The sequence below is a fragment of the Helicobacter mustelae genome (assembly GCF_900476215.1).
Lineage (GTDB): Bacteria > Campylobacterota > Campylobacteria > Campylobacterales > Helicobacteraceae > Helicobacter_H > Helicobacter_H mustelae.
On sequence record NZ_LS483446.1, the window covers coordinates 784,919 to 801,183 of the forward strand.

Consider the following 16,265-nt stretch of genomic DNA (forward strand, 5'->3'; position numbering starts at 1 on the left):
TCATCTATTTTGGGCCATTTTTCAACTCTTAGAATTGTGGATTTCAAAAACCTTTAGCGCATGATCATCCTCCTAAATCCCTTAAAAGAGTGCTTTAAGCTTTCTTGGAATTTTTAACTCTTCAACTACCCCCCCATTGACCTAGACCCGCACTATTGGCCCTTCAAAGACTCTTGGGATTTTTTCATGATGGTATTAGACTTCGCACTTTCTTGAGCTAGATTTTTACTAGCGTTTTTGCATTTTGTCTCTTCTCTGCTTTTCCTTGCAGTATCGACATCAAAATTCCCAGAATATGCGTTTTATGTTTTTAGCCCGTATGCAGACAGAATTGAAAGCATAAAGCTTGCAAAAAGCAGTTTTTCAAGCAAAAAATTCTAGCCTTGGGTTTTTTTGCTGGGTTTGTTTCTTAGTACTTGGGAGATTTCTTGCGCGCTGGCAGATTGGAGTTTGGCAAAGTCTCCAAAATATTGCAAAAGTCGCTTTTGTTCTGCGGTGGTGTAGGGTAGATTTTTGGTGAGATTTTTGGTCTTTTGACTGCGATGGAATTTTATAGCAAAACGGTGGGATTCATCGCGCAGTTTTTGCAAAAATTGCAGCCTCTTATCACTGGGATCAAGCCTCAAATCCCTTTCTTTGGTATAAATCCTATCCCTTGCATATCCCTTGGCGCGATAAGCCTTGTGGTCTCTTTTTTCTTTGGAGATGGCTAGGATATCGATGTCATATCCTGCACTCTCTAGGAGATTTTGAGCTAGATTCAATTGCGCTCTGCCTCCATCAATGACCCAGAGATTGGGCGGGGGTGATTTGACAAAGCTCTCAATGCGATGTAGGAGCATTTCACGCATTTGGGCGTATTCATCTTTGGATTGGAGATTGTAGTGCCGATAGGAGGAGGGGTCAAAATTTTGCATGTCATAGACGATCATGCCCCCTACATTGAAGCTCATGGCATGATGACTCGTGTCAAAAACCTCGATGCGAAAGGGAGTTTGAGAGAGAGCAAAGGATTCTTTGATTTGGATGAGAATATCGCTAGCACAGAGATTTGCCTCCTGGCGTAGGAGCTCTCTTGCATTTTTGATGCCAATGTGAATGAGATTTTTTTTGAAGCCTGATTTTGGCACGGAGATAGGGATTTTTCTGCCCTGGGTATCTTGGAGGAAATTTTGCAAACCCTGCACATCTTCTAGCTCTTCAGAGACTAAAATTGCTTGCGGGAGTAGGGGGAGCTTGTGTTTGTAATGCGAGAGTAGGTATTGGGTGAAGAGGGATTGGATATCAATGTCATAATCACTGCGCACACGCTTGGAATCTGCGGCGATGATTTTGCCATTGCGCATGAAAAGCTTCACTAGGATCGCGATGTAGCCATTTTTGTGTGGCTCTTTGATTGCGCTAATGATGTCAAGATCATAGGGCTTTTGGGCAGAAATCTCAGAAAAGCTGCTTAATTCTTTGATTTTTTGCAGGCGGTTTTTGTAAATCTGGGCTTCTTCAAAGAGGAGATTTTGTGACAAAGAAAGCATTTTTTGCTCGATTAAAGACAGTAGGAGTTTTTTGTTTTGCAGTATCTTTATGGCCTGCTTGATAGTCAGCGCGTAGGCATCTTTGCTGATTTTATTTTCACAAGGGGCTGGGCATTTTTGGATCTGATAAAAAAGACAGGCTTTTTTGCCCTTGACACAGGATTTTTTTTGTACCAGAGGCAGGAGATCCTGCAGACTGTCCAAAATATCGCGCCCACCGCTGGGATAGGGGCCAAAATAGCGCAGGGATTTTTGATCTTGGATCTTGCGCGTGATGGAGATGCTGGGGAAATCTTCCTCAAGATCTATGACAATGTAGGGATAGGTTTTGTCATCGCGAAGGAGAATATTGTATTTGGGTTTGAGCTGTTTAATCATGGAATTTTCTAAGAGCAGTGCGTCTTGCTCGCTAGATACCACCATGGTATGGATGTGTGAGACTTGGGAGAGCATGAGCTTGATGCGCGTGCTTGCGGTGGGATTGGGGATGAGGGTGTTTTCAAAAATGCGAAAATAGCTCTTCACGCGTTTTTTGATATTTTTTGCCTTGCCTACATACAGTAGCTTGCCATTGGCATCAAAATACTGATAGACCCCAAAGGTGGTGGGGAGATTTTGCAGGATTTTGGGATCTAGCATTGTTGCTCTAGGATCACTTGGCGCAGGGCTTCAAATTTTGCGTGCAGGCTAGGTGTGGTGGCATGATTGATGAAATGTCCTCTAGCAGGCTCATGAAAAGAGGTGATAAAGATGGGCTCCTCCTCTCTAGTATAGGACTTGAGTTTGTTTAGTGGAACATAGCCACAGATTTTCAAATCCTCTGGCAAAAACCCAAAAACTTCCTGATAGCATTTCAAATCCTGTGCAAGTTTTTTGGTATGATATTTGTTAAACTCATTACAGATGATGGGATTGTCAAAGGCCATGAGTAGGCGGTTTTGCTTGAGATGGATGAACAATAAAGAATCCTTCATGGTTTTAGAAAGAAAGATTTTGATTTTTTCTAATTCTTTGCGTTGCTTGACTTTGGCTGTGATGGGAAGTTGATTGAACAAATGGGAGATGAGGACATGCGATGGTTTCATGTTGGCATTGTAGCATATTTGCTATTAATGGGTTATGGTTGCGGGTTTAAGGCGGATCCAAGCTTTGGCTCTTATTTGAGCTTGGCTTTGTTGGGGTAAAAAGAACAGTGATTTTTCGGCGTTTTTTTGCGTCTGTCTTTGGTCTCAAAGAGCGTTTTAGGCATTTTATTGGCTTGTATGATCCGGGTTATATTAGCTTTATTTATGCGCAAAAAGCACTCTTTGCCTCCATTCTTAGTGCGTTGCTAGCGGTTTTGATTTTTGGCGTCAATCTTGGCATATGGGGCGCACTCATCCCCATTCATCTTTATTTTTTGAATGTGATTTTGGTGGAACAAAAGCAAACCATCTGGTATTTTGTTTTGTTTCTCATTCTTGCAGCACTGTTTTGCTATTTGTTTTATTTGGTTTTTCTCTTTCCCAATCCCTTTTTGTTTGCGATTTTGCTCATGGGCATTGGGTTTATCGCAGGGATTTTGGGGAGCTATCAGATGGATTTGCAGCGCGTGGTTAATATGAGTCTTGTGGATGGGCTCATTGCCTATGTTTATATGAAATCTGGCATTCCCATTGGCATCAAGGAGCAGATTATCGTGCTTTTTCTGGGTGGGGGCATTGGGATTTTTACGCATTTTTTCATGTCATTCAAAAAATATGGAAAAATCTCACGCAAATATTTTCCTGACCTGCTCATTAAGTTAGAATTCATGGTTGAGCATCTCAACAAGCCAAAAGACTTCATTCATCTGCGTTACCAGGTATTTCAGCAAATTGAATTCATCAAAAGGATTTTGAATTCCAAAGCAATAAGCATGAAAGACCCTCACACCATCAAAAATACCAAGCGCGCTTTGTTTTCGCTTTATCGCATCGAAGAGATTTATCAATGCATCAACGCCATTCATGAGGATGCATGCATCACCTCCAAAAACTTCCTCCCCATCCGCAGAGAAATCATCTTTAATATTCGAGAGCTTAGGAAGATTTTTGATGGGCATATCGCGCATTTGCGGGAAAATGCTATGCAAAAAATGCGCCCAGAAGATTTTGGTCATTCTTTGTTAAACATCATCAAAATCATCTATAGCAAATGCCACTCTCTGCGCAGGGGAGGGCAGGAAGAGGATTATTTTTTGGAAGCCAGAAACAAGAAAAAACCCAAAGCAATCTGGCAGAGCATCAAAAATCGCGATCCTTATTTTTATTTTTCCATCAAATATTCTTTGGTATTGGGGATTTCGGTTTTTGTCTCAGACCTCTTTGATATGAGCCATGGTGCCTGGATTGCGATGGCTTGTGTGGCGGTGATGCGGCCTAATCTTGGTGGGGTGAAAAATATCGGCAAGGAATATCTCATTGGGGTTTTGATGGGGCTAGTTATTGGGGTTTTAATCATTATGCTGACGCAGGGTAGCGTGTTGTTTTATTTCTTTTTTATGCTGGTGATTTTTGGCTTTATTTATTTTCGCGCATTTCCCTATAGGCTGTGGGCAAGCTTTATGATGATGTCTTTTATTATGATGTTTTCTCTGGTGTATAGCTTTTCTTATGCGCTGATTTTGGATCGATTTATGGATATTTTTCTGGCATTTGGGATTGTGTTTTGTGTATTTTTGTTTTTTTGGCCTCGCTATAGTGCTAGTGAAATCCTGCCAAATATTAAGGCTAGCTTTTCTTTTTTCCAGGATTTTTATGAGACCATCATAAAGAATTTTGAGAATTTGGGGTATTTGCAAAACCCCATCCGATCCTATCAGCAGAGATTTCTAGATATTTATAATCTCCTAGAGACTCATCTTCGCGAAGCAAAAAAAGAAAAAAAATCCCTCCAGGATGTGCGGTTTAGCTACCAGGGTTTGAAATATTTGGATTTGTTGTGTCAGAATACTTTCAAAATCTATTACATGCTTTTGGAAATGCCCAGAGACAAAATCCTGGAGCAAAAAGAACTCTATATTAATGATTTGAAGTTATTAAAAGTCCGCTATGAAATGATGAATCGCTCTCTAGAAAATCATAGCTTTTATTTCAAGCAGCATCAAGATGATCGTTTTCTCTCTCAAGATGTTGTATTTAGTGAGGTGGTGAAGATGATTTTTGAAACGCAAAATAAGATTTTTCAAAGCATGCAGGAGAAAGGAGAATGAATGGACAAAGAAAGAAAGATTGCATTATTTTTGGATTGTGAGAATGTCGCCGCCAAGTGGGCAAGGGAGATTTTTGAGAGATTGGAAAGCATCGGGGATGTGTGCATCAAGAAAGCCTATGGAGACTGGCGCAATGATGCGCTAAATCCTTGGAATGCCGAGCTCATTCAATATGCCATCGAGCCCATCCACATCATCACAGGCAATCATTACAAAAACAATCAGGGTTCGGGGAAAAATTCCTGTGATATCAAAATCAGCATTGATATTATGAACTGCCTCTATGACAAGATTGTAGATTGCATTGTGATTGTCAGCAGTGATAGTGATTTTGCGCCACTGGCTCAAGAAATCCGCTCCAAGGGGCTGCAGGTGATTGGCTTTGGTGAAAATAAAGCTCGCGATGACTATAGGAAATCCTTCACAAGCTTTGAGATTTTGCAAAAGCAAGAAGAGGGTGAGGAAAAAATCAAAAATAATCGCGCCTTGGTGCGCATGCTAAAAAAAGCCATCAATGAAACCGCAAATCAAAATGGCGTTGCATTGGTTTCGCAGGTGGGAAGCTGGATTCGCTACAACTATTCCCAAACCGCAAAAAGCTATGGCAAAAATAGCTGGGGGGATGTGTTTAAATCTTTGAAAGAGGATTTTTCTATCACTTATGATGGAAATGTCATGAAGGTGGAATACTCCTGCTGGTAAATCAACGCAGAATGTTTGAGAATGTTTGAGAATGTTTGAGAATGTTTGAGAATGTTTGAGAATGTTTGAGAATGTTTGAGAATGTTTGAGAATGTTTGAGAATGTTTGAGAATGTTTGAGAATGTTTGAGAATGTTTGAGAATGTTTGCGCGGTGGCTTGGTGCTAGGTGTGTTTTTTGAGAGGTTTTATTTTTTGGCTAGAGTTTTGTACCACGGGACTGTGTGAGGCTTGAAAAAATCCTCATGGCACTGTTCAAGGCCCGTGGGGAAGCTTCACATAGGCATAAGAAAATCAGAACTATGTGAATTAGAGATAGTTTACTAGCGACATTTGATTGATTTTGCTAGTGGAGGAGAGCACGGCATTATAATTGGTGTTGAGATTTGAGAATTTATTATAGGTCTCTGCGATGTCTACTCCGATGTTTTCGGCCTTTTGGGACTCTATCTGGGTTTTTAGAATTTCATTGCGCTGGACGATGTCATCTAAGATCCTGCTATGTGAGCCATTCAAAACAATCATCTTTTCTATATGGTCACTGAGATGATCTAAGACGGTGATGCCATTTTGGATACCGATGTTGCGCATGTCAGGAGAGTAACCCTCGATGCTATCGGGACGATAGATGTTTTTTTGTACTGCTTCAATCATCGCATCCATTTGCTTGAAAAAATCAATATGAGGATCGTCAATGGTAAGGGCATTATTTGCATTGAGTGTGATGCCACCAATGGCATTTTTGATTCCCTCAGCAGAAAAATCATTGCTAGATTGATTGGCAAACAAAACCTTCATGGCTGTGCGCGATGTGGTTTTGTCCTGGACTAGGACACGGCTTTGATTATCAAAGCTTAGCTCCACTACTCCATTAGCCCGCTCTAGCAGATTCTCATAAGCCTCCTTACTCTCTTGGCTGATGTTTTTTTGAGATGCAAGCTCTAGGGTTTGGGAATTTTGATTGCTATAGCTTAGCGCGATACCCATGGCGTCCATGAGCTGACGATAGGTGACATTGTTGGCCGTGGTCACACTAACTGCTGGTGGCTCATCATGAGGGTTATAAAGGGGGATCTCATAGGGAGCTTCATTGGGATTTTTGTTGGGCAAGATGAGATAGGAGCCCTTGGAACCTAGGAAAATATGCGCATCCACGCGCACGCCATTGGTATCTGCGAGCTCAAGATTATAGATCTGATTATTGAGATCGCCATTTGCCACTTCAGAGAGCTTGGTGTTTTCTTTGGCAAAGCCCTTGAGATCGGGCAAGACTTGAGAGACATTGCCTATGAGCTTAGAACCCTCATTGGTGAAATAAGTCCGATCGTATTCCACACCATAATTTGTGGGAATCCCCTCTATTTCTGTGCCTTCTTTATCTAGAGTCGTGAAAGAAAAGGAAAAATCAGAGACTGCCCTCTCTTCTTGTGCTTCTTTATCAATGAAGCTAAGTTTTCCATTAATGAGTTCCACTCCTAGATTTTCTCCATAGCGTGCTTTCATAAGCTCTGCGAGATCATTGATGTTCTTGCCGCGAATATCAATTCTCCATTCGCTTTCTTCGTTTTTTGGATCATCGACAATCCTAATTTTGAGATATCTTACGCTGGAGTCAAAGATGTCGCTAAGTGCGGTTTGTCTATCGGCCATGAGATTGTTTTTTGTAATGAGCTGGGTGGGTAGATCCATGCGCCAGGGCTGGAAGGTATCTGGCTGGGTTTCTATTTCGCTGAGGCCCTTTTGTGTCATGAAGGGACTTTTGTTATAGATTGTGATTCTAGCATCCTCTGCATAGAGATCTGTTATGTCATCGACATCCTTGTCGCTAGAGACCATGTGAAATTCTATCGTGGAGTTGCCAGCCTTAAGATCTCGGATTTCAATCTGACCCCAATCATTGAGACTCACATCTACGACTCTGCTTTGGGAGGTGTTGCCATAGGCCTCACCAATTTTTGTGAGCAAGTCCTGCACTGTGGTGGGATTTTCTGGATTGACATAGCTTTTGCCTAGAGAGAATTTTGTCTTAAATGCCTTGCCATTGGTGCCCACACCGCGCACATAAAAATATTCCTTGCCATCATTAGAGGGGTCATCATCATCATCACCAACAAGATCACGCAGAGAATCTGTGGCTTTGATATAGACCTCTTTGGGGATTTCAGATTTGTTGATGGGATCCATGACATCGGGGTGAAGTTTTGTTTGATTAAACATCTTTACATTGGAGGTGATAACGCGATGCTTGTCAGAATCTGTACTAAAAAACAACTGCTTCCCAGTGATATTATAGGGCACGGTGTTATCAGAGCCAACAAGTGCATAGAGGGTCTCATCATTGCCATAATATCTCCCATTTTGATCAAATGGCGGCCGATCCACCTTGCTGCCTCCAAAGATATATTCCCCGCCAATGGAGGTGTTTGCCATGTTGATGATATGGTTTTTGATGGCTTTGAGATCTAGTGCTATGGCCTCTCTTGAGGTTTCAGAATGCACGTTATTGGCAGCTTGGATCATCTTGGTTTTGAATTGCACAAGGGCTTTGGACATTTCGCTGAGTGTTTTGTCGGCATTGAGGGTTTTTGTATGCGCAGATTTGGCAACATCAATTCCCTGAGAGAGGGTGTTGCTTAGATATCCGAGCTTGAGATCTTGGTTATATACGCTGCTGTCTTGGTAGCCATGTTTGATCTTGAGACCAGAGGCGATTTTGTTGTTGGTTTCATTGAGCTTGTCTTGCAGGGTATTTTGGTGATAATTCATCTGGTTGTATTTCGTGCCAAAAGTGATTCTCATGAGCTGCTGCCTTTAACCTTTGATTTTCATGATGGAAGCAAAAACAATTCCATAAAATTGCATTTTTATTGACATTTTTATGCGAGGAATATCGAGAAATTTTTCTAAATATTGAAGGAAAAAACGATAAAATTTCCAAAAATCCAAACATTAGGAGTAAAAATGAAAATCATTGCGACCAATCATGCACCTCAGGCCATTGGCCCTTATTCTCAGGCGATCCTTCAGGATCGCATGCTCTATACCTCAGGGCAGATTCCCTTGGATGCGGAGGGGAATTTCATAAACGGAGACATTCGCACACAGACCAAGCAGGTCTTGAAAAATCTCTCCGCAGTCCTCAAAGAGGCAGGCACAAATCCTGGCAATGTCATCAAAACCACAGTATTTTTGGCAAATATGGAGGATTTTGCAGCATTTAATGAAGTCTATGCAGAATTTTTTGGCGCACATAAGCCAGCAAGAAGCACCATCGCGGTCAAAACTCTCCCAAAAAATGCCCTTGTAGAGATAGAATGCATCGCAAAAATCGACTAAGTTATGCTATAATTTCGCTTTGTTTCGCGAATGCGTCTCAAAGAATAGTAATTTCATTGTTCCAAGGAAAGCAAGATGTATGCAATATTTAAGAATGGAGGCAAGCAATACAAGGTCGAGGAAAACAGTGTTGTTTTACTGGATAAAATGAACCTTGAGCCAAAGTCAAAAATCACTTTTGAAGAGGTTTTAGCAATTTGTTCAGAAGGTGGTAACAAAGTGGGCACTCCCTTCGTGGCGGGTGCTAAGATTGAGGCAGAGGTGATTAATGAAGGTAGAGGAAAAAAAGTCATCACCTTCAAAAAAAGAAGAAGAAAAGATAGCAAAACCAAAAGAGGTTTTCGCCGCGATTTTACAAGAGTAAGAGTTCTCAAAATTGTAGGTTAAGGAGCAAAATATGGCACACAAAAAAGGTCAGGGTAGCACCCAGAATAATCGAGATTCTGCAGGAAGACGCCTAGGTATCAAGAAATTTGGTTCTCAATTTGTGCGTGCGGGAAATATCATCGTGCGTCAGAGGGGCACCAAGGTGCATCCTGGAGAAAATGTAGGCATGGGCAAGGATCATACGATTTTTGCACTGGTTGATGGCGTAGTGAAATTCCAACAAAAAACAAAAGATAGAAAAAAGGTTTCTATCATCCCTGCTTGATCATCTAGCATCTAGCCATACTCCCTATTTGGGGAGTTTTCCTATGACAAATCAAAGTTTATTATCTCAGAGATGGCAGGTCTTCAAGCGCAATAAGCGCGCAACCTTCTCCCTTTTGATTTTTTTATTTTTGCTAGTGACTTCGAGTTTGGCCAAATTTATTGCCAATGACAAACCCCTCCTCATTTATGAAAATTCCAAATTTTACTTTCCCATTTTTGTTTCCTACCCCGAAAAAATCTTTGGCGGAGATTTTGATACAGAGGCAGATTTTAGCGATCCTTATGTGCGTAGATTGCTCAAAGAAAAAGGAGCCTTTGTAATCTATCCTCCCATTCCCTATAGCTATGACACCATCATCCCAGATCTCAAGACACCAGCACCCCTTGGCATCAGTTGGAAAAACATCCTAGGCGTGGACGACCAGGCACGTGATGTTTTTGCGCGACTCATCTATGCCTATCAGATTTCGATTTATTTTGGACTTTTGCTTTGTCTTTTTAGCGTGATTATTGGGGTTTGCGTGGGGGCACTGCAGGGATTTTATGGCGGCAAGATTGATTTATTGGGTCAGCGTTTTGTAGAAATCTGGAGCGGGATTCCGTTATTGTTTTTGATGATCATTCTTTCAAGTTTTGTAAAGCCTAGCTTTTGGTGGATTCGTGTTATCGTGCTGCTCTTTAGTTGGATGAGTTTAGTGGGGGTGGTGCGGGCAGAATTTTTGCGTGGGCGTAATATGGATTATGTTAAGGTGGCGCGCATGCTGGGAACTAGAGATATGGGCATTATTTTTAGGCATTTGCTGCCCAATGCGATGGTGGCCACCATTACCTACATTCCCTTCATCATTACTGGCAGTATTGCAACTTTGGTGAGTTTGGATTTTTTGGGTTTTGGCATGCCAGTTGGAAGCCCCTCTCTTGGCGAATTGCTCCAACAGGGCAAAAATAATCTTACAAGCCCTCATCTTGCCATTGTGGGCTTTTGTGCGACAGCGCTCCTGCTTGGGGTATTGGTGTTTATTGGCGAGGGGGTGCGCGATGCGTTTCATCCTAAAAAGAGCGTGAAATGCTAGATATTTGCTCCTTAAATGCTGGTTTTATTGGTGGATTTTCCCTTAAAGACATCACATTGCACTTAAAGCAGGGAGAACATGTGGGCATCGTTGGAGAATCTGGCAGTGGAAAAAGCTTGCTCTCTAGTCTTATTTTGGGATTGGGTGATTCTCTAGGCTGCAGGATTTTCTCTGGGAAAATCTCTATTGAGGGGGAGGATCTCTTTGCAAAATCACAAAAGCAATTGCAAAGTCTTCGCAAAAAAACCCTGGGCTACATTCCCCAAAATCCCCTAAATGCGCTCAATCCCCTGCATAAGATTGGAAAACAATTGCATGAGGGTTTGAGGCTTGCATTTCCCTTGATGCCCCTCAAAGATCGATCGCAGAAAATCCTGGAATATTTAGATGCTGCCAAGCTCAAAGATATCCTATTAGATCGCTATCCTCATGAGCTGAGTGGAGGGCAGAATCAGCGTATTTTGATTGTGCAAAATCTCTTAAAAGAGCCAAAGATTTTGATTTGTGATGAACCTACTACCGCGCTTGATTCCAGTGTGCAAAAACAGATTTTAGAATTTTTATTTCAGATCACCAAAGAAAAAAATATCAGCGTGATTTTCATCACCCATGATTTGTCCATTGCCCATCACTTTGTTGAGAATATCATCGTGATGCAAGAGGGGCGGATCCTTGAGCAGCAAGAGAGCAAAAGTCTCTTTGAAAATCCCAAGAATGCCTATACCAAGTCTTTGCTTGATGCTCTGCAATTACCTATCAAAGAATGCAAAAAAACAAAAGAGGTGGTGTTAGAAGTCAAGGATTTTGGGGTTTTTGTTAGGAAAAGTAGTTTTTTTACAAAGAAAAAAATCCAGCTTGTAGATGCGCTGGATTTTTGCCTGCACCAAAAAGAGAATCTTGCGATATTGGGAGAATCTGGCAGTGGAAAAACAAGCCTTGGCACCGCGCTCATGGAGTTGATGCCCTCCACTGGAAGTAAGCTGCTCTTTGGCCAGTCCCTGCATGCTAGGGAGTTTTATTTGCAGGTGCAGATGGTGATGCAAAACCCCTTTGCTTCACTCAATCCTAGATGGCGGATAGGGGAGATTTTGAAAGAGGCATTGTCCCTACGGAATGCAACCAAAGAGAGATTGGAAGTAAAAGAGGCTTTGGAATTGGTGGGGCTTAATGAGAAATTTGAGGATTTTTATCCCCATGAGCTTAGCGGGGGACAGAATCAGCGAGTGGCAATTGCGCGTGCTCTGCTGGTTTGGCCAAAGATTTTAATTCTTGATGAGCCTACTTCTGGATTGGATAAAAATACCCAGAAAAAGATTTTATCTCTCCTGCTTGATTTACAAAAAAATCTTGATATGGCCTATATTTTTATCACTCATGATCTAGACATAGTGGAGAGTTTTTGCGATCGTGTGTTGATGCTGCAAAATGGCAAAAAGATTTTTTATGATGAGAGAGATGCGTTTTTTTCTAGCAAAGATTCTTATATTCAAGATTTTTTAGCTACGAGATTATGAGATATTCCCTCTTTTTTGTTTTCCTTTTTTCCTGCTTTGGCTATGAGATCAAAAGTTTTCATGCATATGTCTCATTGGGAGGAGAAGAGAAAAAAGTCAGGAATGAACTGGTGCTAAAACCATCTTTTAGCACAAAGACATTCCAATGGAGCTTCCCCATCATCGACACCGAGCAGATCCATCCTCTGCAATTTAGCGTCAAAAAGAAATTCTATAAAGTCTATCTGAAAAATAAGCGTGTGTTTTTTAGTATTTTTGATGTCAAAAAAGGCGAGAATCTAGAGATTAGCATCTCTTACAAAACAAGCAATGCTGAGAAATTCTTGCAGCGCCAAGCCATCGCTATCCCAAGCTTGCAAAAGAAATTCCAAGCCTTTATCCAAGTGGAAATCGATAAGAATTGGGAGGTTTTTTCTTATCATCCCGATTTCTTTTTTCAAAATCAAAAATATGGCTTCTATGGCATCATAGACAAAAAAAATTTTTTGGATTATTTTTGGATTAGTCTTAAAAGCGCTGATTGGAAGATTAGCCTCAAGCATTTTTTGCACAGTCCACAAGAGATTCGTGACATCAATATTTTGATCCCAAAATATTTCAAAGACAGCAATCTCAAAATCAAAAAAGATACTTTAGAAACCAATCTCTCATCTGCTCAGATTATCCAAAAAGTCAACAACACCTCCATAGTGTTTCGCGGTAAAAAATCTCAAGATTTTATGGTGGGGCTTGATGCCATTGTCAATAATAGTATTGATGCTGCAACATATAAAAACCTCAATCCCAACAACTTCCCCACAAAAAGCAATCCCAGCCTCAAAAATCTCGCGCAAGAAATCATCTCCAAAAGCCCAAATCTCCCTCCCTATCTAGCCATTGCAAAATGGGTGCATGAAAATATCAAATACGATGAAAAGATGATAAATAAACATCTTGGCAGCAGCCAGATTTTGCAGGTTAAATGCGGTGTTTGTGAGCATTATGCCCAGCTCTATGGTGATATCATGCAAGCCATTGATGTGCCAAGTGTGATGATTACTGGAGTGGGATTTAATCCTTTTAAAAAAAAGTTTGAATATCATGCCTGGAATATTGTATTCATAGAAGGGAGATGGATTTCTATGGACACCACTTGGGGGATTTTTAGCGGAAAGCTCCCCATCTCACATATCTTTTTTTATCTAGGATATCAGCCCTTGATGATGTATGAGACTTATGATGTACCCATTCATCAGATTCATACTGAGGTGATTTATGACATCCAATTGCTACAATAAGGCCAGATTTTTAATCAAAAATAAAGCAAAAAAAGAATAAAATCCCAAGAAATTTTTTTGAAAGGTTAAATGATGAAAAAAGGCATCCATCCTCAATATGTTCCCTGCAAAGTTACTTGCGTCACTAGTGGCAAAGAGATCGAAGTCATGAGCACAAAAAGCGATTTGAGGATCGATATTTCTAGCTTCTGCCATCCTTTTTATACAGGGAGTGACAAAATCGCTGATGCTACAGGTAGAGTAGAGCGCTTTAAGCAAAAATACAATATGAAATAATGATCACTTTGTTGCCAACGCCTATTGGGAATCTTGGCGATGTCTCCCTTAGGATGTTGGAAGCCCTGGCACAGAGCGAAGTCGTGCTCTGTGAAGATACTCGGGTCACCAAAAAACTCATTGCTCTTCTCCAAAAAAACCCCCTCATCACTCAAAACTTCCCTGGCATTTTTGCTCCTAAGATTTTTCATGCATTTCATTCCCATAATCAAGAGGAATTTTTGGATTCCTTGGAAAAAAATGCTCTGGATCTGCGCGTAAGGAATGTCGTATTTTTGAGTGATGCGGGCATGCCCTGCATCAATGATCCTGGCGCGTTGCTGGTATCCTATGCCCAGAGAGAGGGCATTGCTTATGATGTATTGCCAGGGAGCAATGCCTGTGTGTTGGCCTATTGCATGAGCGGCATTGTGGATGATGGATTTATCTTTGGTGGATTTTTGCCTCATAAGCAAGGGGAGCGCAAAAAGATTTTGGAGACTTTTTTGACCCAGCAGGCCTCTTCACCCAAAAAAATGAGTGTAATTTTTTATGAGAGTCCGCATCGTATTTTGGATTCTTTGCGGGATTTATGCGACATAGAGGAGGATTGTGGAGTCTTTGCTATCAAAGAAATGAGCAAGAAAAATCAAAAATTTTTTGCAGGAAGTGCTAGGGAGGTGTGGAAAATCTTGCAAAATCAAAATATCCAAGGAGAATGGGTGCTCCTCCTTAGTACCACAAAAAAGCCAAAAAGCTCCCTAGGGGCAGAGGAAATCAAGCTTATGGATCTCCCCCCCAAAATTAAGGCCAAGCTCCTCTCAAGACTCGGCCTTGGGGATGTCAAAAGCATTTATGCAAATTTGATGGAAAAATAAGGCAAAATATGAAAAAACAACTTCGCCATGACCAAAAACCCACTCACAATCCTGCGCAACCAAAGCAAGAGGATTTGATCGTCTATGGTAAACAAACTAGCCTCTACATCCTAGAGCAGATGCCCCAAATCATCAAAGAGGTGTATTTCTCTAAAGAAATGGAAAGGGGGGTTTTCCATCAATTTGCCAAGATTCACAAACCAATTTTGAAAATTGACAACAAAAAAGCCCAGGCCCTCAGCAAAAATGGCAATCATCAGGGTGTATTTTTAAAGATCTCTGCGCTAGAATACACGCCATTTAAGATCCTCAAAAAATCTGAGAAATTGCTCATTTTGCATGGCATCACAGATACGGGAAATATTGGTAGCATTTTTAGGAGCGCGTATTGCTTGGGTGTGGATGGGATTGTGCTTTGTGGAGTGAGGGGTTTTAGTATTGAGGGAGTTTTGCGCACCAGTGTGGGAGCGATTTTGCAGATGCCCTTTTGCGTGGTAGAAAATATCCTAGATGTAATCCATGAGCTAAAAAATGAAAAAACCCTCTGCCTTGGTGCAGATGCGCGTGGAGAGGAGGAGGGAAGGATAGCAGGAGTGCAGAAATGGGCATTATTTTTGGGCAGTGAAAATACAGGTTTGCCCTCACAGGTTTTGTCAAAACTTGATAGAATATTGGCCATAAAAATGCATCGGGGTTTTAACTCACTCAATGTGGGGGTTGCTGCAGGGATTTTAATCAGTAGGATACAAGAATGGAAGCTTTAGACAAACTCAAACAAATTGGCATCAAAAAAATCAATCAAGATACCAAAATCTCTGTTGGCGTGATTGAAAATATTTTAGAGAAGCGTTTTGATAAGATTCAAAAGGTCTGGATCGTGGGGTTTTTACCAATCATCGAGAGGGAATATCAGGTTGATTTGAGTCCGTGGCTAGAGGAGTACAATGCCTATTTGCAAGAAAGTGCACAGGAGCAAAAGGAAGATACTTATAAGATTAGAGAGTTGGATCTAGACACTCAAAAGCAGTATTATGATCGCTACAAAAATAAGTATTTAAGCAGGATTTGGTATGGGATCATCGGTGCCTTGGTGGTGATTTTGTTTTTGTTTTATCGATTTTTCATGGCTTCAGATAAGATTGAAATCGAAAAACAAAATCCCTCCTCCACTCAAGAGAAAAAAGAGCAAAAGCCCCATGAAGAGGGGATTTATTCCAAAATCCCAAAGCAAATTACCCAACCTACACAAAGCCAACCTACACAATCCACACCAGATCCAGAGACTCAAGCCACCCAGCCTGCACAAACAACCAAAGCCACTGCAGCCCCACACACCCAACCCACTCCAGAAGCCTCAAAAGACAGTGGAGTTTATCGTTTGCCAGAAGAGGGGGTTATGATCATTGAGCCAAAAAAACAGCTTTGGTTTCAGATTTGGAATCTTGAGGATAACACAAAGCTAGAAAAAGTCATCAAAGAATCCCACCGCGTGGAGATTCCAAAACAAAAATCCTTAATTGTCTTTGGGCACAAGTCTTTTAAGCTGCGCTATGGAAAGGAATTTCTAGATTATGAAGGAGGGAAAACCATCCGTTTCCTCTCTGAAAATGGCAAGGTTCGCATCATCCATCATGCAGACTACATGAAGCTTGTCAATGCCACAAAAAAGAAATTTGAACCTAGGACCAAGCTTAAAAGAGAGATTCCACACAGCAGTACAGACGCGCAAAACCCTGCTGAAAATCCCAACCCAAACCCTGATAGCCCCTCTTCTGCCAATCCTGCTAGTAAGCAAGAGCATAAAATTCAGTGAT

15 protein-coding genes are annotated in these 16,265 nt (G+C 41.3%); 12 read left to right on the forward strand and 3 right to left on the reverse strand.

Going from position 1 to position 16,265, the window contains the following annotated elements; translation table 11 throughout:
* Positions 1 to 377 precede the first annotated feature (377 nt).
* Together uvrC and DQN48_RS03695 are read right to left on the reverse strand one after the other, a co-directional pair.
* Positions 378 to 2,171, reverse strand: coding sequence for an excinuclease ABC subunit UvrC (gene uvrC, locus DQN48_RS03690; protein ID WP_013023020.1), 1,794 nt, complete (start codon positions 2,169 to 2,171; stop codon positions 378 to 380).
* On the reverse strand, positions 2,165 to 2,617 hold the full coding sequence (locus DQN48_RS03695) for a hypothetical protein (protein WP_013023021.1): 453 nt from the start codon (positions 2,615 to 2,617) through the stop codon (positions 2,165 to 2,167). The genes uvrC and DQN48_RS03695 overlap by 7 nt, the downstream gene beginning before the upstream one ends.
* A gap of 107 nt (positions 2,618 to 2,724) precedes the next feature.
* On the opposite strand from DQN48_RS03695, the gene DQN48_RS03700 reads away from it, so the two are divergent.
* Together DQN48_RS03700 and DQN48_RS03705 are read left to right on the forward strand one after the other, a co-directional pair.
* Positions 2,725 to 4,764, forward strand: a complete 2,040-nt coding sequence (locus tag DQN48_RS03700) for an FUSC family protein (protein ID WP_013023022.1) — start codon at positions 2,725 to 2,727, stop codon at positions 4,762 to 4,764.
* On the forward strand, positions 4,765 to 5,466 hold the full coding sequence (locus tag DQN48_RS03705; RefSeq protein WP_013023023.1) for an NYN domain-containing protein: 702 nt from the start codon (positions 4,765 to 4,767) through the stop codon (positions 5,464 to 5,466).
* Between the two features lie 307 nt (positions 5,467 to 5,773).
* Here the strand turns inward: DQN48_RS03705 and flgL are convergent, their stop codons facing one another.
* Positions 5,774 to 8,263 carry a flagellar hook-associated protein FlgL gene (gene flgL / locus DQN48_RS03710; protein ID WP_013023024.1) on the reverse strand — a complete coding sequence of 830 codons (2,490 nt, stop codon included), beginning with the start codon at positions 8,261 to 8,263 and terminating at the stop codon, positions 5,774 to 5,776.
* A 162-nt stretch (positions 8,264 to 8,425) separates the two neighbouring features.
* On the opposite strand from flgL, the gene DQN48_RS03715 reads away from it, so the two are divergent.
* The 10 genes from DQN48_RS03715 to DQN48_RS03760 all read left to right on the forward strand — a co-directional run bounded on the left by DQN48_RS03715 (position 8,426) and on the right by DQN48_RS03760 (position 16,264).
* Positions 8,426 to 8,800, forward strand: coding sequence for a RidA family protein (locus DQN48_RS03715; protein ID WP_013023025.1), 375 nt, complete (start codon positions 8,426 to 8,428; stop codon positions 8,798 to 8,800).
* Positions 8,801 to 8,875: 75 nt separating this feature from the next.
* The gene (gene rplU / locus DQN48_RS03720) at positions 8,876 to 9,187 is read left to right on the forward strand and encodes a 50S ribosomal protein L21 (RefSeq protein WP_013023026.1); all 312 of its coding nucleotides are present in this window, start codon (positions 8,876 to 8,878) and stop codon (positions 9,185 to 9,187) included.
* A gap of 10 nt (positions 9,188 to 9,197) precedes the next feature.
* Entirely contained in the window at positions 9,198 to 9,452 is a 255-nt protein-coding gene (rpmA, locus tag DQN48_RS03725; protein WP_013023027.1) for a 50S ribosomal protein L27, read from the forward strand.
* 43 nt (positions 9,453 to 9,495) lie between these two features.
* The gene (locus DQN48_RS03730; RefSeq protein ID WP_013023028.1) at positions 9,496 to 10,527 is read left to right on the forward strand and encodes an ABC transporter permease; all 1,032 of its coding nucleotides are present in this window, start codon (positions 9,496 to 9,498) and stop codon (positions 10,525 to 10,527) included.
* Positions 10,521 to 12,041 carry an ATP-binding cassette domain-containing protein gene (locus DQN48_RS03735; protein WP_013023029.1) on the forward strand — a complete coding sequence of 507 codons (1,521 nt, stop codon included), beginning with the start codon at positions 10,521 to 10,523 and terminating at the stop codon, positions 12,039 to 12,041. The genes DQN48_RS03730 and DQN48_RS03735 overlap by 7 nt, the downstream gene beginning before the upstream one ends.
* Before the next feature lie 110 nt (positions 12,042 to 12,151).
* Positions 12,152 to 13,318: a transglutaminase-like domain-containing protein gene (locus DQN48_RS03740; RefSeq protein WP_158303466.1), complete on the forward strand. Its 1,167-nt coding sequence runs from the start codon at positions 12,152 to 12,154 to the stop codon at positions 13,316 to 13,318.
* 72 nt (positions 13,319 to 13,390) lie between these two features.
* Complete coding sequence (rpmE, locus tag DQN48_RS03745) at positions 13,391 to 13,594, forward strand: 50S ribosomal protein L31 (RefSeq protein WP_041913115.1); 204 nt, start codon at positions 13,391 to 13,393, stop codon at positions 13,592 to 13,594.
* Positions 13,594 to 14,451 carry a 16S rRNA (cytidine(1402)-2'-O)-methyltransferase gene (rsmI, locus tag DQN48_RS03750; RefSeq protein ID WP_013023031.1) on the forward strand — a complete coding sequence of 286 codons (858 nt, stop codon included), beginning with the start codon at positions 13,594 to 13,596 and terminating at the stop codon, positions 14,449 to 14,451. Before rpmE ends, rsmI begins: the two co-directional genes overlap by 1 nt.
* 8 nt (positions 14,452 to 14,459) lie before the next feature.
* Positions 14,460 to 15,215 carry a 23S rRNA (guanosine(2251)-2'-O)-methyltransferase RlmB gene (gene rlmB / locus DQN48_RS03755; protein ID WP_013023032.1) on the forward strand — a complete coding sequence of 252 codons (756 nt, stop codon included), beginning with the start codon at positions 14,460 to 14,462 and terminating at the stop codon, positions 15,213 to 15,215.
* Positions 15,203 to 16,264, forward strand: a complete 1,062-nt coding sequence (locus DQN48_RS03760) for a hypothetical protein (protein WP_013023033.1) — start codon at positions 15,203 to 15,205, stop codon at positions 16,262 to 16,264. Before rlmB ends, DQN48_RS03760 begins: the two co-directional genes overlap by 13 nt.
* Position 16,265 lies beyond the last annotated feature (1 nt).